This is a genomic window from Streptomyces sp. NPDC001770 (assembly GCF_053596135.1).
This window is the reverse complement of the sequence record NZ_JBSFFN010000039.1, coordinates 45162-62251: the sequence shown is the minus strand read 5'-3', so window position 1 is coordinate 62251 and position 17090 is coordinate 45162. Positions and strand designations below refer to the sequence as shown.

The 17090-nt window shown below is 71.4% G+C and carries 11 protein-coding genes and 2 tRNA genes; 7 read left to right on the top strand and 6 right to left on the bottom strand.

Annotated features, from left to right (window positions below; all coding sequences use genetic code 11):
• Position 1 precedes the first annotated feature (1 nt).
• Positions 2-75 (top strand) — tRNA-Phe (locus tag ACWCSV_RS28930).
• A gap of 42 nt (positions 76-117) precedes the next feature.
• On the opposite strand, the gene ACWCSV_RS28925 is transcribed toward ACWCSV_RS28930, so the two are convergent.
• Positions 118-906, bottom strand: coding sequence for a DsbA family protein (locus tag ACWCSV_RS28925; protein ID WP_451147172.1), 789 nt, complete (start codon positions 904-906; stop codon positions 118-120).
• Positions 907-1380: 474 nt separating this feature from the next.
• Here ACWCSV_RS28925 and hrpA point away from each other — a divergent pair, with 474 nt between their 5' ends.
• Both hrpA and ACWCSV_RS28915 read left to right on the top strand, forming a co-directional pair.
• Positions 1381-5322, top strand: coding sequence for an ATP-dependent RNA helicase HrpA (gene hrpA / locus ACWCSV_RS28920; RefSeq protein ID WP_451147170.1), 3942 nt, complete (start codon positions 1381-1383; stop codon positions 5320-5322).
• Between the two features lie 136 nt (positions 5323-5458).
• Positions 5459-5533, top strand: a tRNA-Asp gene (locus ACWCSV_RS28915).
• A gap of 1237 nt (positions 5534-6770) precedes the next feature.
• On the opposite strand, the gene bldC is transcribed toward ACWCSV_RS28915, so the two are convergent.
• Complete coding sequence (bldC, locus tag ACWCSV_RS28910) at positions 6771-6977, bottom strand: developmental transcriptional regulator BldC (RefSeq protein WP_003949541.1); 207 nt, start codon at positions 6975-6977, stop codon at positions 6771-6773.
• A gap of 953 nt (positions 6978-7930) precedes the next feature.
• On the bottom strand, positions 7931-8776 hold the full coding sequence (locus tag ACWCSV_RS28905) for a hypothetical protein (RefSeq protein ID WP_451147168.1): 846 nt from the start codon (positions 8774-8776) through the stop codon (positions 7931-7933).
• A 173-nt stretch (positions 8777-8949) separates the two neighbouring features.
• Between ACWCSV_RS28905 and ACWCSV_RS28900 the strand changes: the two genes are divergently transcribed.
• Positions 8950-10050 (top strand): Leu/Phe/Val dehydrogenase, encoded by a 1101-nt coding sequence (locus ACWCSV_RS28900; RefSeq protein WP_451147166.1) that lies wholly within the window; start codon positions 8950-8952, stop codon positions 10048-10050.
• A 336-nt stretch (positions 10051-10386) separates the two neighbouring features.
• A complete protein-coding gene (locus tag ACWCSV_RS28895; RefSeq protein ID WP_327176660.1) occupies positions 10387-10638 on the top strand; it encodes a DUF3073 domain-containing protein in 252 nt (83 codons plus the stop codon).
• Between the two features lie 267 nt (positions 10639-10905).
• Here the strand turns inward: ACWCSV_RS28895 and purM are convergent, their stop codons facing one another.
• Together purM and purF are read right to left on the bottom strand one after the other, a co-directional pair.
• Positions 10906-11979 carry a phosphoribosylformylglycinamidine cyclo-ligase gene (gene purM, locus ACWCSV_RS28890; protein WP_451147164.1) on the bottom strand — a complete coding sequence of 358 codons (1074 nt, stop codon included), beginning with the start codon at positions 11977-11979 and terminating at the stop codon, positions 10906-10908.
• 57 nt (positions 11980-12036) lie between these two features.
• A complete protein-coding gene (gene purF, locus ACWCSV_RS28885) occupies positions 12037-13563 on the bottom strand; it encodes an amidophosphoribosyltransferase (RefSeq protein WP_451147162.1) in 1527 nt (508 codons plus the stop codon).
• Positions 13564-14027: 464 nt separating this feature from the next.
• On the opposite strand from purF, the gene ACWCSV_RS28880 reads away from it, so the two are divergent.
• Together ACWCSV_RS28880 and ACWCSV_RS28875 are read left to right on the top strand one after the other, a co-directional pair.
• Positions 14028-14120 carry a putative leader peptide gene (locus tag ACWCSV_RS28880; protein WP_327269069.1) on the top strand — a complete coding sequence of 31 codons (93 nt, stop codon included), beginning with the start codon at positions 14028-14030 and terminating at the stop codon, positions 14118-14120.
• Between the two features lie 268 nt (positions 14121-14388).
• Positions 14389-15912 carry a sulfatase family protein gene (locus ACWCSV_RS28875; protein WP_451147160.1) on the top strand — a complete coding sequence of 508 codons (1524 nt, stop codon included), beginning with the start codon at positions 14389-14391 and terminating at the stop codon, positions 15910-15912.
• A gap of 258 nt (positions 15913-16170) precedes the next feature.
• Here the strand turns inward: ACWCSV_RS28875 and ACWCSV_RS28870 are convergent, their stop codons facing one another.
• Entirely contained in the window at positions 16171-16971 is an 801-nt protein-coding gene (locus ACWCSV_RS28870) for a sterol carrier family protein (RefSeq protein ID WP_451147158.1), read from the bottom strand.
• Positions 16972-17090: the final 119 nt, after the last annotated feature.

The window sequence follows — 17090 nt, the reverse complement described above, 5'->3', positions numbered from 1 at the left end:
TGGCTGGGTAGCTCAGTTGGTACGAGCGATCGCCTGAAAAGCGATAGGTCGCCGGTTCGATCCCGGCCCCAGCCACTTCCCGGAAGCCCCATCCCCACGGATGGGGCTTCCGTCGTTTCAGCCGACGTCCGGCGCCACCCCGGCCGGGTTACCCACCGGGGTGACGCTCTCGGTCGGGGCGGCACTGCCGGTACGGGCCGTCTCGGCGGCCTCCTCGATGGCCGAGGTGAAGGTCGCGTCGGGCTGGGCGCCCGCGAGCGGGCGGCCGTTGACGAGGAAGGACGGGGTGGCGGTGGCGCCGAGCCCGTACGCCTCGGCCTGGTCCCTGCTGACGGACTCCGAGGCCGCCACGCTGTCGAGGTCGGCGCGGAACTTGTCGAGGTCCTTCACCCCCGCCTCCTTCGCGAGGGCGGTGAGCCGGTCGGGGCCGAAACCCTTCTCCTTGGCTCCCTTGGCGTACGCGGCCCGGTGGAACTCCCAGAAGCGCTTCTGGCGGCCCGCCGCCCAGGCCGCGCGGGCGGCGGCCTCGGACTCCGCGCCGAAGATCGGGAAGTTGCGCCACTCGATGCGCAGGGTGCCGTCGGCGACGTAGGCGTCGACGAGGTCCGGCTCGGTGTCCCGGGCGAAGGTGCCGCAGTAGCCGCACTGGAAGTCGCCGTACTCGACGAGGACGACCAGCGCGTCCGTACGGCCGAGGGCCAGCGGATCGCCGGGTTCGCGGCGGGCGAGCTTCGCGGTCTCCTCGTACTCCCCCGCGTCGGGCCGGGCCGACACGCCGACCGCGGCGGGGGACGGACCGGGGGCGGTGGCCCGGTAGGAGGCGTAACCGAGCAGGGCCGCGGCGAGGACCACGGCGGAGCCGTACAGCAGGGGCTTCTTCGACCGGCTCTTCTGGGGCAGGGGCATGCGGCACTCCGGGAGCGTCGTACGGATGCGGGGCGGCGGGCGAAGGGGGACCTGCGCGCGGGGCCGTCTCTACCGGCCGGGCGCGCGGTCGACGGCGGCTATTCGCCTGCCGGAGGCGACGGAACCGCGGGAACCGCCGGAGGCGGCGGAACCGCCGGAGCCGTACCCGCCGGAAGCGGGCCGGGGGGCCACCGGGCATGCCGTACGGGACAAGGCGCGGGCCCCTTCCCGGACGGTCTCGGTGGTCGACTGCCGGAAATGCTAGGCCGTATCCGGCCATTCGCGTCGGATCGGCGGGCGGTGTCCGGGGCGGCGCATCGCAAGGCGTCGGACCGCCCGTGTACGGGATATACACGGGCGGTCCGGCGGACACGGCCCGGCCGGGGCATCCGCCACGCCGTAGCCGCCCCGGGGCGTGGCCCGCGCGAAATCGGTTCGCCACTCTTCGGGCGCGGGTGAGATCCTGGGATCCGTATGTCTACTTCCTTCGCTGATCTCCAGTCCCAGCTCGGACAGCTCTCGCTCCGTGACGCGCACCGGCTCGGCCGGCGTCTCGAAGGGGCGCGTCGCATCCGCAAGCCCGAGGCCCGTCAGTCCGTCGTGGACGAGATCGCGGCCGAAGCGGGCAAGGCCGCCGAACGGCTCGCCGCGCGCGCCTCCCGGCTGCCCACCGTGTCGTACCCGGACCAGCTTCCGGTCAGCCAGAAGAAGGACGTGATCCTGGAGGCGATACGCGACCACCAGGTCGTGATCGTCGCGGGCGAGACCGGCTCCGGCAAGACCACCCAGATCCCGAAGATCTGCATGGAGCTGGGACGCGGGGTGCGCGGCATGATCGGGCACACCCAGCCCCGCCGGATCGCGGCCCGCACGGTCGCGGAGCGCGTCGCGGAGGAGCTGGACACCCCGCTCGGCGAGACCGTCGGATGGAAGGTCCGCTTCACCGACCAGGTGAACCCCGAGTCGACCTTCGTGAAGCTGATGACGGACGGCATCCTGCTGGCCGAGATCCAGACCGACCGCGAGCTGCTCGCCTACGACACGATCATCATCGACGAGGCGCACGAGCGGTCGCTCAACATCGACTTCCTCCTCGGCTACCTGGCCCGGCTGCTGCCGAAGCGCCCGGACCTGAAGGTCGTCATCACCTCGGCGACGATCGACCCGGAGCGGTTCGCCCGGCACTTCGGGGACGCCCCGATCGTCGAGGTCAGCGGGCGCACCTACCCCGTCGAGGTCCGCTACCGTCCGCTCCTCGAAGAGGGCGGCGAGGATGCCGACCGCGACCAGATCACCGCGATCTGCGAGGCGGTGGACGAGCTCCAGTCCGCCGGCCCCGGTGACGTCCTGGTCTTCCTCTCCGGCGAGCGCGAGATCCGCGACACCGCCGACGCGCTCGGCAAACGCAACCTCCGCCACACCGAGGTGCTCCCGCTCTACGCGCGCCTCTCCCACGCCGAGCAGCACCGGGTGTTCCAGCGGACCCCCAGTGGCATCAGCCGCCGCATCGTGCTGGCGACCAACGTCGCCGAGACCTCGCTGACCGTCCCCGGCATCAAGTACGTGATCGACCCGGGCACCGCCCGCATTTCCCGCTACAGCCACCGCACCAAGGTGCAGCGGCTGCCGATCGAGGCGATCTCGCAGGCCAGCGCCAACCAGCGCAAGGGCCGCTGCGGCCGTACCTCGGACGGCATCTGCATCCGGCTGTACTCCGAGGACGACTTCCTCACCCGGCCGGAGTTCACCGACGCCGAGATCCTGCGGACCAACCTCGCCTCGGTCATCCTCCAGATGACCGCGGCCGGGCTCGGCGACATCGAGAAGTTCCCCTTCATCGACCCGCCGGACCACCGCAACATCCGCGACGGCGTGCAGCTGCTCCAGGAGCTGGGCGCGCTGGACCCGGAGGAGAAGGACGCGCGCAAGCGGCTGACCCCGCTCGGCCGCAAGCTCTCGCAGCTCCCGGTGGACCCGCGCCTCGCCCGTATGGTCATCGAGGCCGACCGCAACGGCTGCGCCCGCGAGGTCATGGTCATCGCCGCCGCGCTCTCCATCCAGGACCCGCGCGAGCGGCCCTCGGAGAAGCAGACGCAGGCCGACCAGCAGCACGCCCGGTTCAAGGACGAGACCTCGGACTTCCTGGCGTACCTCAAGCTCTGGGAGTACGTCCGCGAGCAGCAGCGGGAGCGCGGTTCCTCCAGCTTCCGCCGGATGTGCAAGCAGGAGTACCTGAACTTCCTGCGCATCCGCGAGTGGCAGGACATCTACTCCCAACTGCGCACGGTCGCACGGCAGATGGACATCAAGGTCGAGGAGCCCGCGGCGGACGCGGGCATCCCCGAGCAGGCGGTGCACACCTCGCTGCTGGCCGGTCTGCTCTCGCACATCGGCCTCAAGGACACCGAGAAGAACGAGTACCTGGGTGCGCGCAGCGCCAAGTTCGCGATCTTCCCGGGCTCGTCGCTCTTCAAGAAGCAGCCCCGGTTCGTGATGTCGGCCGAGCTGGTGGAGACCTCCCGGCTCTGGGCGCGGGTGAACGCGAAGGTCGAGCCGGAGTGGATCGAGCCGGTCGCCCAGCACCTGCTGAAGCGCACCTACAGCGAGCCGCACTGGGAGAAGGACCAGGCGGCGGTGATGGCGTACGAGCGGGTCACGCTCTACGGAGTGCCGATCATCGCCCAGCGCAAGATCAATTTCGGCCGAATCGACCAGGAGGCGTCCCGGGACCTCTTCATCCGGAACGCGCTCGTGGAGGGGGACTGGCGCACACACCACCAGTTCTTCCATGACAATCGCAAACTCCTGGGAGAAGTCGAGGAGTTGGAGCACCGAGCCCGACGCCGCGACATCCTCGTGGACGACGAGACGCTCTTCGACTTCTACGACCAGCGCATCCCCGAGCACGTCGTCTCGGGCGCGCACTTCGACTCGTGGTGGAAGCACAAGCGCCGGGACGAGCCGGACGCGCTGGACTTCGAGCGCTCCATGCTCATCAACGAGAAGGCGGGGGCCGTCACCAAGGACGACTACCCGGACTCCTGGCGGCAGGGGAAGCTCAAGTTCAAGGTGACGTACCAGTTCGAGCCGGGCGCGGACGCGGACGGCGTGACCGTCCACATCCCGCTCCAGGTGCTCAACCAGGTCACCTCCGAGGGCTTCGACTGGCAGATCCCGGGCCTGCGCGAGGAGGTCGTCACCGAGCTGATCCGCTCGCTGCCCAAGGCGATCCGCCGCCACTACGTTCCGGCCCCGAACTACGCCGACAAGTTCCTTGACCGGGCCGTCCCGCTCCAGGAGCCGCTGCCCGCCACGCTCGCCCGCGAGCTCCAGCGGATGGTCGGGGTGCCGGTCACCGCGGACGACTTCGACCTGGGGCGCGTACCGGAACACCTGAAGATCACGTTCCGGATCGTCGACGAACGGCGCCGCAAGGTCGCCGAGGACAAGGACCTGGAGGCGCTCAAGCTCCGGCTGCGCCCGAAGGCCCGCCAGGCCCTCTCCCAGGCCGCCGCGGCGACCGCGGGGCCCTCGGGCGTCTCCATCGAGCGTTCGGGGCTCACCGGCTGGTCCATCGGCACGCTGGAGCGTGTCTTCGAGACCCGGCGGGCCGGGCAGCCGGTCAAGGCGTACCCGGCGCTGGTGGACCAGGGCGAGACGGTGGCCGTCCGGCTCTTCGACACCGAGGCCGAGCAGCAGCAGGCGATGTGGCGCGGCACCCGGAAGCTGATCCTGCTGAACATCCCGGTGAACCCGGCGAAGTTCGCCTCGGACAAGCTCACCAACCAGCAGAAGCTGGCCCTGTCGCGCAATCCGCACGGCTCCGTGCAGGCGCTCTTCGACGACTGCGCGACGGCCGCCGCCGACCGTCTGATCGCCGCCCACGGCGGACCCGCCTGGGACGAGGCCGCGTTCAAAACCTTGTACGACAAGGTCCGCGCCGACCTGGTGGACCTCACGGTCCGCACGGTCGGCCAGGTCCAGCAGATCCTGGCCGCCTGGCAGGCCTGCGAGCGCCGCCTGAAGGCCACCAACAGCCTGACGCTGGTGAACAACGCCGCCGACGTACGGGAGCAGTTGGCGCGCCTCGTACCGGCCGGGTTCGTCACCGCGACCGGACTGCGCAGGCTGCCCGACCTGATGCGCTACCTCGTCGCGGCGGACCGCCGGCTCCAGCAGATGCCGACCTCCGTCCAGCGCGACACCACGCGCATGGAGAAGGTCCACGAGATGCAGGACGAGTACGCCTGGCTGCTGGAGCAGCTGCCGCAGGGGCGGCCGGTGCCGCAGGAGGTCCTGGACATCCGCTGGATGATCGAGGAGCTGCGGGTGAGCTACTTCGCGCACGCGCTGGGGACCGCTTTCCCGGTGTCGGACAAGCGGATCGTGAAGGCGATCGACGCCGCCGCGCCGTAGGGATACGGCCTGCTCACACCCCTCGCCGGGGCGTGAGCGGGCCGTCACCCGGGGTGAATTCGACCTGGCCCGCCAACCTCCTGTACAGTCCTGTTTCGCAGCCGGACGAGAGTACGGAAGCGGAGAACAACAGCAAGGTCCTGTGGAGCAGTTTGGAGTGCTCGCCACCCTGTCAAGGTGGAGGCCGCGGGTTCAAATCCCGTCAGGACCGCAGTGGTCGAAAGCCCGGATCATCCCGATCCGGGCTTTCGCGCGTTCCGGGGCACTCCAGCCCGGGATTCGGCGCCCCGGCCCGGGCCGGCGCTCCCGGCCGGGCGCCACTCCGGCGCGTGGACCGGTTTCCGCGGCGCCGCAGGGACGGAACGAACGGGTCCGGAACGAACGGGGCATGCCGTTCCCTTCTCCGGTCGAAGTCACCCCGCCGCGGCCCGGGGCCCGCGCGGCCTCCCGCCGGCCACCGCACCGGTTCACCCCCGCGCATGCCCCCGACGGACCGACGGCGGCCCCCAGCGGGCCCTCCGGGGCCCCGGGGCGCCGGAGGGCACCCGGAGGCGCTACGGGCGGAGCTCGGGCCCCGATCGGCCGCGCTCCGGCCTCCGGAGGCCGCCGGGCCCGTGAGAGCACCCTCCGGGGGCCGCACGGGCACCCCGCCCGCACCGGCGGGTCCGCGCGGCGGCCTCCGCGGTGCCCTCTGGAGCCCTGGGGGAGGGCGCGGGGGCCACCCCGGCGAGGGACGAAAGTCCCCGAGGCCCGTGACCATCGGCGAAGTTTCCCGGCTCCCCGCAGTGGCACGCTGGACGTTGGCAAGCGGCAGGGAGTGTGACGGGAGTCACCAGACCAGTTTTTGGACAGGGTGGCTTTACCCTCCCCATACAACGACCGAATTTAATATGTGCAATTGCACCTCTCCTGAGGGCTCCTATGGAATCCATCCCTCCGGTTTCTCCCGACCCGTACGGGTAGCTCCCCCGCCTCCGGACAGACTCCTTCACCGGGTCGCACAGAGAACCCCACACCTGCCCACACCCCCCACCCGCACCGACCCGAAGAGCGGCGTGGCAGGCTGTACGGAGAAACCCGGGGAACGACCGGAGGGGTGCCCCGAGAGCGCCCCGACGAGGCGCCCGGCGCCCGCCGGACAGGGACGGCGGACCGTACCGGCCGCACCCGCCGGCTGCACGTTCCGGGCCCACACGCCGGTCGGCGATGCCGGCCGCACATGCCTCCCACCCGTGCCACCAGGGCATTCACCGGGGCCCATCAAGGTGTTCGGGCACAAAAAAAGATCGCGCTGGACCCGGCGGAGTCCAGCGCGATCTTCACGACGCACCTGCATCGCACAGGTATGGCGCCCGTTGGGGCGGGCGCCCGTCGTATGGAGCTATGGGTGAGCGGCTGCGGTTGGGGGGCCGTCAGCTGCCCGGTCGTGCTGCGGCGACAGGGGTTTTTCAGGCCTCGCTGCGCTGCTGCGGAATACCCGCAAGCAGTGCGCGGACCTCTGCCTCGCGGTATCGGCGATGTCCACCGAGCGTGCGGATGGACGTGAGCTTGCCAGCCTTGGCCCAACGGGTGACCGTCTTCGGGTCCACGCGGAACATCGTGGCAACCTCAGCCGGGGTCAGCAGCGGCTCGGCATCAGGGGTGCGAGCGGTCATGAGCGGCCTCCTCGGGAGAACCGAACCATCTCGGTTCTTTCCTCTAAATTCTGCACCTTGGCCCACGTTGCCCGAAATGGCGGACGGGGGCCGAGTCGGTTATAGGACGAACGGCTTGTCCTCGGCACTACAACTACACCATCCGTCCAGCCACGTCGGCCAAACCGATGGAATTGCCCTCCCAGGTGTTCATCAGCGACGGAAGCCGATGGACCATGCCATAGCGGACAGTCACGCGTCAGTAACGATCAGTCACAGGGCGATCAGGAGTCACTAGACCCCCCATAGCGTGCAATGCAGAGCAATCCGCCCATAGTTGGACGGACAGAGCCCTCCCCGGACTCCTTGTCCTATTTTGGCACGAGGGGTGGGGATGGACGCAAGGGCGCCCTTAGTGCCGTCCGTCACGCTTGCGGCCATTGGGCCGGTTCAGGACGTAAGACCTAGGCCCCAGGACGTAGCCCCCTGTCCCACCGGTCACGCGCGCCACAGGGGTCGCATCCCACGGGCCGTCAGCCGGGCTCCGGAGCCCGCCCGGCCCCCGCTGGATCACGTCCCGCCCCGGCGCCCCTCGACCCGCCCCGTGGGTTCGCGTGCGTGCTCGCACATCTCCTCGGCGATCATCGGCTTCCTCAACTCCCTTCCCGGTCACGGCCGCCCATCCGGGCCGGCCTTCCTGGCGAAGGAGGCGGTTGGCGCGCCTTGGCACGATTCCATCCGATTGGCCTGCTTGCGACCGCCTCGGCATGATGTTGCCCCGGTTCGGACCTTTCATGCCACCGTGGTCCGATTCGCATCCATTGGTGGTGTGGTGCGCCGACACATGTTGACGCGGGACAGCCCTTTCCGCGTTCACTTCACGAAGCCGCGAGCCCCCGGAGCCCCTGGACGGCGGCCCCCAGGACGGCGGGCGCCCCCGTCGGCGAGCTACCCCTCGCGGGCCCGCTCGCCGGTCAGTTGGCGGACCGGAGGTCGCGCACCGCCCCCCAGCGTTCCGCGAGCCGCCCGTACGCCACCGAGGCGCGGTCGTTGTCGCCCGCGCGCAGCGCCGCGAGGCCCTCGGCCACGTCCGCCGCCGACCGGTCCTCGGCGAGCCGGGCCGCCGGCACCGCGTGGACGAGTCCCCCGTAGTCCAGTTCGACCAGGGACCGGGGGTGGAACTCCTCCAGCCAGCGGCCCACGTCCACCAGCCCGTCCGCCAACGGGCCGTCGTCCACGGTCTCGCGCAGGGTCCGCAGCCCGCGCGCCAGTCTGCGCCGCGCCTGCACCATGGGCGTCCGGTACCGCAGCGAGGCCGGCCCGCCCGCACCGTCCGGCGCCGCGTACTCCCGCTCCTCGTCGGTGAAGAGCACGAACCAGCGCACCGGTACGTGCCACACCGCCGTTCTGATCCAGGGCCGCGCGTCCGGGTTCCGGCGCTGCCACCGCTCGTGGTCGGCGGTCTGCTGGTCCCGGACCACCGGAGGCAGCACCGCGTCCAGCACATTGGCCGGAAACAGACCCCCGAGCTCCTCCAGGGCCAGCCATCCGCGCAGCCGGGTCCGCCACGGGCAGACGCAGACCACGCCGTCGATCTCCGCGACGAAGGCGTCCGCACTCTCGTGGGGGCTCACCCCGACCGGCGGCGTGGGCACCAAGTCGGCGAGCGAGCGGCGCAGTTCGTCCTGTGCCGTGGGGAACTCGGTACGTTGCGCGTAACGCGTCCAGTGCGCGCGCTCGGCCTCCGGGAAGGCGGCGAGGGGCTCGTACACCCGCAGATAGGACGTGTAAGGGACGAGCACTGAAGACACCACCGACATGAAGCTGATCGTGTCACGCCCGTACTCCCTCAGGGGGTGATCCCCGGGAGAGAGGCGATCCGCGCGGGAGCAGCGCCTACGCTCTGGAACGGACGGGCCGGTCCGCCGGTCCGCCGGGGGCTTCCCACCCGCAGAAGTCCCCTTCCGCCGCTTCGTACTTGGGAGTCACCACCGTGACCGATGTGACCGGCGCACCCGTCGACGTGCTGCGCACCCTGTTCCACTCGGACCAGGGGGGACACGAGCAGCTCGTCGTCTGCCAGGACCGGGCCAGCGGCCTCAAGGCCGTCATCGCCCTCCACTCCACCGCCCTGGGCCCCGCCCTCGGCGGCACCCGCTTCCACCCGTACGCGACCGAGGCGGAGGCCGTCGCCGACGCACTGAACCTCGCGCGCGGGATGTCGTACAAGAACGCCATGGCCGGGCTGGACCACGGGGGCGGCAAGGCCGTCGTCATCGGCGATCCGGACCTTGTGAAGACCGAGGAACTCCTGCTCGCCTATGGCCGGTTCGTGGCCTCGCTCGGCGGACGGTACGTCACGGCCTGCGACGTCGGCACGTACGTCGAGGACATGGACGTCGTCGCCCGCGAGTGCCGCTGGACCACCGGCCGCTCCCCCGAGAACGGCGGCGCCGGGGACTCGTCGGTGCTCACCGCCTTCGGCGTCTTCCAGGGGATGCGGGCCTCGGCCCAGCACCTGTGGGGCGACCCGACCCTGCGGGGCCGGAAGGTCGGCGTGGCGGGCGTCGGGAAGGTCGGCCGGCACCTGGTCCGGCACCTGCTGGAGGACGGGGCCGAGGTCGTCGTCACGGACGTGCGCGAGGAGTCGGTGCGCCGGATCACCGAGGCGCATCCCGAGGTCACCGTCGCCGCGGACACGGACGCGCTGATCCGCACCGAGGGGCTCGACATCTACGCCCCCTGCGCGCTCGGCGGCGCGCTGGACGGCACCACCGTGCCGGCGCTCACCGCGAAGGTGGTGTGCGGCGCGGCCAACAACCAGCTCGCGCACCCCGGGGTGGAGAAGGATCTCGCGGACCGCGCGATCCTCTATGCCCCGGACTACGTGGTGAACGCCGGCGGGGTGATCCAGGTCGCCGAGGAGCTGCACGGCTTCGACTTCGGGCGGGCCAGGGCGAAGACGGCGAAGATCTTCGACACCACCCTGGAGTTGTTCGCACTCGCGAAGGCGGACGGCGTTCCGCCGGCCGCCGCCGCGGACCGGATCGCCGAGCGCAGGATGGCGGAGGCCCGCCGCTCCCTGCGCGCCTGAGCGAGCGGCCGGCCCGGCCCGGACCGGCCGGAGTCCCGCCCCTCACGGGGCCGCTCCGGCCGGCGGGAGCTCGCCCGGAAGCTGCGAGACAAGACTCACGCCGGTCGGCGGGTCGTACGCCGAGAAGAGGTTAAAATCGCAGTTGACCAGCGAGGACGGAGCTCCTCATTGGTCCTGTACCGGGGCGCAAGACGCGGGCGGCGTACCGTATGGCCACGGAAGCAGGTACCGTTGAAGCTCTACGGGCACGGACTCTCATCCGAGAGGCCGTCCCGAAACATGAACGCGTGTCAAGACTCTGGGGCCGTCGAGCCCCGTCACCGAGGGGGTCGAGCCATGGGGCGCGGCCGGGCAAAGGCCAAGCAGACAAAGGTCGCCCGCCAGCTGAAGTACAGCAGCGGCGGAACCGACCTCACACGTCTGGCCAATGAGCTGGGCGCATCACCTTCGAGTCAGCCACCGAACGCCGAGCCGTTCGAGGACGACGACGAGGACGATGACCCGTACGCACAGTACGCGGATCTTTACAACGACGACGAGGACGAGGACGACGAGTCCGGTCCCTCGTCCCAGCGCCGCGGCGCTTGACCTCGCGCTGACACAACAACCCGGTCCGGGCCTGTCCCGGACCGGGTTCTGTGCTGTCCGGTCACGGTCGGGCCTTGGTGTTCGGGGCGGTGGTGTCCGGGGCCATGATGTCCGAGCCTGCGTAAGCGCGGTCCGGTCCGGACCGGCGCGACGGCACCACCAGGCTCCCGCCCGACGGGTGCGTCCGCCGTGCGGACCCCGCCGGCGGGCGGGCGGACGATCCCTGAGTCGCCCCGCCCCGCCCTGTCCCGGCGGTTTCGCGTCTGATCAGCGGGCGTAGTCGCCGGTCAGCCCGGCGCCCGTGGCGTGGTCGCCGCGGTCGGTGATCTCGCCGGCGACCCAGGAGTCGACCCCGCGGTCGGCCAGCGTCGTCAGGGCCACGTCCACGGAGTCCGCCGGGACGATCGCGATCATGCCGACGCCCATGTTCAGCGTCTTCTCCAGCTCCAGCCGCTCGACCTTGCCGGCCTTGCCGACCAGGTCGAACACCGCGCCCGGGGTCCAGGTGGACCGGTCCACGGTGGCGTGCAGCCCGTCCGGAACGACCCGGGCCAGGTTGTTCGCCAGGCCGCCGCCGGTGACGTGGCTGAAGCCGTGCACCTCGGTCGTACGGGTGAGGGCGAGGCAGTCCAGCGAGTAGATCCGGGTGGGCTCGAGGAGCTCCTCGCCGAGGGTCCGGCCGAACTCCTCCACCTGGCGGTCCAGGGTCCAGCCGGCCCGGTCGAACACCACGTGGCGCACGAGCGAGTACCCGTTGGAGTGAAGACCGGACGAGGCCATGGCGATGACCGCGTCACCCTTGCGGATGCGCTCGGGGCCGAGCAGGCGGTCGGCCTCGACCACGCCCGTACCCGCGCCGGCGACGTCGAAGTCGTCCGGGCCGAGGAGGCCCGGGTGCTCGGCCGTCTCGCCGCCGACCAGGGAGCAGCCGGCGAGGACGCAGCCCTCGGCGATGCCCTTCACGATCGCCGCGACACGCTCGGGGTGCACCTTGCCGACGCAGATGTAGTCGGTCATGAAGAGCGGTTCGGCGCCGCAGACCACGAGGTCGTCGACGACCATGCCCACCAGGTCGTGACCGATGGTGTCGTAGACACCCATCTGCCGCGCCAGGTCGACCTTCGTACCGACACCGTCGGTCGCGGAGGCCAGCAGCGGACGCTCGTAGCGCTTGAGGGCGGAGGCGTCGAAGAGTCCGGCGAAACCGCCGAGCCCGCCAAGACCCTCGGTCTCGGGGCGCTTCGTCTTCTTCACCCACTGCTTCATCAGCTCGACCGCGCGGTCGCCGGCCTCGATGTCGACGCCGGCCGCCGCGTAGGAAGCACCTGTTGTCTCAGACATTGCCCGGGATCTTTCGTGTGGGAATACGGGGCTGGAGGAAACGCCGGTCGGTCCGGATCACGGACGACGCAGCGCGTCGGCCGCCGCGGTGGCGGCGGGGCCGGCGGCCAGCTCGGTCTCCAGCAGCTGCTTGCCGAGCAGCTCCGGGTCCGGGAGCTCCATCGGGTATTCACCGTCGAAGCAGGCGCGGCAGAGGTTGGGCTTCTGGATCGTCGTCGCCTCGATCATCGAGTCGAGCGAGATGTACGAGAGCGAGTCGGCGCCCATGGACGTGGCGATCTCGTCGACCGACATGCCGTTGGCGATGAGCTCGGCGCGGGTCGCGAAGTCGATGCCGAAGAAGCAGGGCCACTTGACCGGCGGGGACGAGATCCGGATGTGGATCTCGGCGGCACCGGCCTCGCGGAGCATCCGGACCAGCGCGCGCTGGGTGTTGCCGCGGACGATCGAGTCGTCGACGACCACCAGGCGCTTGCCCTTGATGACTTCCTTGAGCGGGTTCAGCTTCAGCCGGATGCCCAGCTGACGGATGGTCTGCGAGGGCTGGATGAAGGTACGGCCGACGTAGGCGTTCTTGACCAGACCGGCGCCGAACGGGATACCGCTGGCCTCGGCGTAACCGATCGCGGCGGGGGTGCCGGACTCCGGTGTCGCTATGACCAGGTCCGCCTCGACGGGGGACTCGGCGGCGAGGCGCCGGCCCATCTCGACGCGGGAGAGGTAGACGTTCCGCCCGGCGATGTCGGTGTCGGGGCGGGCCAGGTAGACGTACTCGAAGACGCAGCCCTTGGGCTTCGCTTCCGCGAAGCGGGAGGTACGCAGACCGTTCTGGTCGATGGCGACGAGTTCGCCCGGCTCGATCTCGCGGACGAAGCTGGCGCCGCAGATGTCGAGGGCGGCGGACTCCGACGCGACGACCCAGCCACGCTCCAGGCGGCCGAGGACGAGCGGGCGGATGCCCTGCGGGTCCCGGGCGGCGTAGAGGGTGTGTTCGTCCATGAAGACCAGCGAAAACGCACCGCGGACCTTGGGAAGCACCTTGGTGGCGGCTTCCTCGATCGTGAGCGGCTTGCCCTCCTCGTCAGTCTGCCCGGCGAGTAGCGCGGTCACGAGGTCGGTGTCGTTGGTCGCGGCGACCTGGGTGGCGCGGCCGTCCTTGCGCGGCAGGTCGGCGACCATCTCCGCGAGCTGGGCCGTGTTGACCAGGTTGCCGTTGTGGCCGAGGGCGATCGAGCCGTGCGCGGTGGCACGGAACGTCGGCTGCGCGTTCTCCCACACCGAGGCACCGGTGGTGGAGTAGCGGGCATGACCGACCGCGATATGGCCCTGGAGCGACCCCAGAGACGTTTCGTCGAAGACCTGCGAGACCAGTCCCATGTCCTTGAAGACCAGGATCTGGGACCCGTTGCTCACTGCGATGCCCGCGGACTCCTGTCCACGGTGCTGCAGGGCATACAGTCCGAAATAGGTGAGCTTGGCGACCTCTTCGCCGGGAGCCCAGACACCGAAGACGCCGCAAGCGTCCTGGGGGCCCTTCTCGCCGGGGAGCAGGTCGTGGTTGAGTCGTCCATCACCACGAGGCACGCCACCGAGTGTAGGCGAGGTCGACCACTGGTCCGAATTGGGGACGGGCCTCGCACCGGCGGCCGGAGCCGCCCGGACGTGCGCGGACGCGAAGCGGGAAGTCCGTTTCCGGGGGGTCTCGTTGATCACCAGGAGTGATCACCGCTCGGTCCCGGACGACGGCCTCCGGACGGCCGGACGGCCGGAGCCCAGCACTGCGGCCTCTCCCGGCCGGCGGCAGAGCCGGTACGACCGCCGGCGGCCTGCCTCGTCCGTCGCTCTGGGTGAGGCGGGCCCGGTGGCGGCCGGAGGCCCCCGTCGGCGGTCAATTCCGTGGCGAGCCTCACACTGCGCGGGCCGGGAGACGGGCCCCGAGGACCGCACCGGTGCTCCGAGCGGCGCTCCGGGTCCGGATAGCGGTACGCCCGTCCGTACCGCGAGACGATCGTTGACACGGACACGCTCAGACGGCAGGCTCCAGGGCCATGCAGCCCCTCGGTGATCTCTCGGTCACGCTCGTGGAGCGCCGCCACGTCGATCTGGGACGCCTGGCGAGCGCCATCTGTCGCTGTTCCTGAGCGCCCGAGCCGCCGGGCCCCTGAGTCCCCGGACCTCTGAGTCCCCGGATCCAGGAACGCCTGGACCCGTGAATCCCTGAGCGGGCTGCCCGCGCCGCATGTGCGGGCCACCCGTCGCGTACCCCTCGGCAGTGGATCCCTTCCGGACCCCCGCGCGCCGTCCGGTGTCCGTCCCGCCTTCCCCCCCTGCTTCCCGCCCGCTTCCCCAGGGTCCGGGTGCGTCTGCGCGCATCCGGCCGCCCTGCGGGGGCCCGTGCCCGGAGTCGCCATGTCTTCCGCCCCTCGCCAGAACCCTCGCCCGACCCCGGACCCGAGCCGGAACCCGGGCTCCGACGAGCCGTCCGGTTCGCTCTCCCGCCGTGCCTTCGGCACCGCCGTCGGAGCGACCGCGGCCACCGCGGCCGTGGGCCTGCCGGCCGGACCCGCGTCCGCCGCCCCGGCGGGCGCCCCGGCCGCCGCGTCGCAACGGGCCGACGTCCGGGAGCGGCCGTTCCGGGCGGCCCGCGGCAAGCACTCCCGCCGCCCCAACATCCTCTTCATCCTCGGCGACGACCTGGGCTGGGCCGACCTCTCCTCGTACGGCGCCCCGCACATCAGGACGCCGAACCTGGACCGCCTCGGCCGCCAGGGCGTGCGGTTCACCGACGCGTACGCAGGCTCCGCCACCTGCTCGCCGACCCGCTTCAGCCTCTACACCGGCCGCTACCCGGGGCGCACCGCCGGCGGGCTCGCGGAGCCGATCGCGGACCGGTCGGTGGGGCTGGAGCCGACGCACCCGACGCTCGCCTCGCTGTTGCGCTCCACCGGCTACGCCACCGCGCTGATCGGCAAGTGGCACTGCGGTTACCTGCCGGACTACAGCCCCACCAAGTCGGGTTGGGACGAGTTCTTCGGCAACTTCGGCGGGGCGCTGGAGTACTACTCCAAGCTCGGCCTCGGCGGCGAGTACGACCTCTACGAGGGCGACGCCGAGTACAAGGACCTCCGCTACTACACGCGCATCCTGACCGAGCGGGCGAGCGAGTACGTCCAGCGCGACCACGACAAGCCGTGGCTGCTGAACCTCAACTTCACCACCCCGCACTGGCCGTGGATCGCGGACGGCGACACCGAGGAGAGCGCGGAGGTCGTCCGGAAGATCAAGTCGGGCAATGTGGCCGCCCTGTTCCACAACGACGGTGGATCGGTCGAGAAGTACAAGGAGATGGTCGAGGACCTCGACCGTTCGGTCGGAAAGGTGCTCGACGCGCTGAAGAAGTCGGGGCAGGAGGAGGACACCCTGGTCTTCTTCGCCAGCGACAACGGCGGCGAGCGCTTCTCGTACCAGTGGCCGCTCTCCGGCAACAAGAGCTCGCTCCAGGAGGGCGGCATCCGGGTGCCCGCGGTGCTGCGCTGGCCGGCCCGGATCGACGCCGGGCAGGTCAGCGATCTGCCGGTGTTCTCGCCGGACTGGACCGCGACGCTGCTGGAGATCGCGGGCGCCCGACCCGCCCCCGCGTACCCGCTGGACGGCACCAGCCTCGGCGGCTATCTGCTGCGGGGCGAAGAGGTGCCGGAGCGCGACCTGTTCTGGCGGGTGCGCGGCGAGCGCGCGGTGCGCCGGGGCGACTGGAAGTACTACCGGGGCAAGACCGGTGCCGACCAGCTCTTCAACCTGCGCGAGGACCAGCGCGAGCAGGCGAACCGGGCGGCCGAGGAGCCGGAACTGCTGGCGGAGCTGCGGGCGTTCTGGGAGCGGACGAACGCGGAGCTGCTGCCGTACCCGGCGAGCACGGGCACCTCGCCGTTCTGAGCCGGGACACGGCCGTTCCGAGCCGGGACACGGCCGTTCCGAGCCGGGACACGGCCGTTCCGAGCCGGGACACGGCCGTTCCGAGCCGGGACACGGCCGTTCCGAGCCGGGTCACGCCGCACACCGGGAACGTCCCGCCGCACCGCACAGGACCCGTCCCGCCGCCCGGACCTGACACCGGGCGGCGGGACGTTCCCGCCGATCGGCCCCTCACCTGCCGCTGACTCTTCTCCTGCCGCTCAGCTCTTCTCCTGCCGTTCAGCCCATCAGCGGCAGCAGCCCCGCGAGATCGGCCCGTTCGCCACTCGCGGAGATCCGCGCCGCGTCCCGTTCCTCGGCCCAGCCGGCCCGCCCGGTGGCCAGCCGGATCCAGGTGAGCGGGTCGGTCTCCACGACGTTGGGGGGCGTACCGCGGGTGTGCTGGGGCCCGCCGAGGCACTGGACCACGGCGAACGGCGGGACGCGCACCTCCACCGACCCGCCGGGCGCCCGCTCGGCGAGGGCGTCCGCGAGGAGCCGGGTGGCGGCGGCCAGGGCCTGCCGGTCGTACGGGATGTCCAGGCCGGTCGCCGCGTTGAGGTCGTCGGTGTGCGCGATCAGCTCGACAGTACGGGTGACCAGGTGGTCGCCGAGGCGCATCGAGCCGGTGCGGGTCGGCAGCAGCCGGTCGGGATCGGCGGGGCCCACCGCCGCCTCGAAGCGGGCCGCGACCTCTCCGTACAGGGCGGCTACGTCGGGGTGGGCGGCGGCGAGCGCGCGGGTGTCCTCGTCGACCCGGTCCGCCCGCGCCGCCGTCGAGAACGGCCACTGGACCGGGGTCAGTTCCGGCTTGCCGCCGCGCGGCTCCGGCAGCTCCAGGTTCCGGGTGACGGCCGAGAGCGCCTCCGTGAGATGGACGGCCAGCTCCCGCACGGTCCAGTCGCCGAGCCGCGTGGGCAGCGCGAGTCGGTCGTCGGTCAGCCCCGCGACCGCCCGCCCGACCAGGGCGAACTGGGCCAGTACGGCGGTACGGGTGCGGTCGGGGTCGTAGCGGCGGGCGCGCTTGCGGGACGGCGGCATGGCAACGAGCGTACGGCTCCGAGGGGCGTCGGACACCGGAGCCCCCGGGTCCGTCCCGGAACAGCGCGATGCCCCCGCCCGGCGGACCGGACGAGGGCATCGGCGTCACGTACTCCGGG

What these genes read in the sequence shown, in the direction of transcription:
- ACWCSV_RS28925 (WP_451147172.1), bottom strand. Translation starts at nt 906, where the DNA reads ATGCCCCTGCCCCAGAAGAGCCGGTCGAAGAAGCCCCTGCTGTACGGC.
- hrpA (WP_451147170.1), top strand. Translation starts at nt 1,381, where the DNA reads ATGTCTACTTCCTTCGCTGATCTCCAGTCCCAGCTCGGACAGCTCTCG.
- bldC (WP_003949541.1), bottom strand. Translation starts at nt 6,977, where the DNA reads ATGACCGCTCGCACCCCTGATGCCGAGCCGCTGCTGACCCCGGCTGAG.
- ACWCSV_RS28905 (WP_451147168.1), bottom strand. Translation starts at nt 8,776, where the DNA reads ATGTCGGTGGTGTCTTCAGTGCTCGTCCCTTACACGTCCTATCTGCGG.
- ACWCSV_RS28895 (WP_327176660.1), top strand. Translation starts at nt 10,387, where the DNA reads ATGGGGCGCGGCCGGGCAAAGGCCAAGCAGACAAAGGTCGCCCGCCAG.
- purM (WP_451147164.1), bottom strand. Translation starts at nt 11,979, where the DNA reads ATGTCTGAGACAACAGGTGCTTCCTACGCGGCGGCCGGCGTCGACATC.
- ACWCSV_RS28880 (WP_327269069.1), top strand. Translation starts at nt 14,028, where the DNA reads ATGCAGCCCCTCGGTGATCTCTCGGTCACGCTCGTGGAGCGCCGCCAC.
- ACWCSV_RS28875 (WP_451147160.1), top strand. Translation starts at nt 14,389, where the DNA reads ATGTCTTCCGCCCCTCGCCAGAACCCTCGCCCGACCCCGGACCCGAGC.
- ACWCSV_RS28870 (WP_451147158.1), bottom strand. Translation starts at nt 16,971, where the DNA reads ATGCCGCCGTCCCGCAAGCGCGCCCGCCGCTACGACCCCGACCGCACC.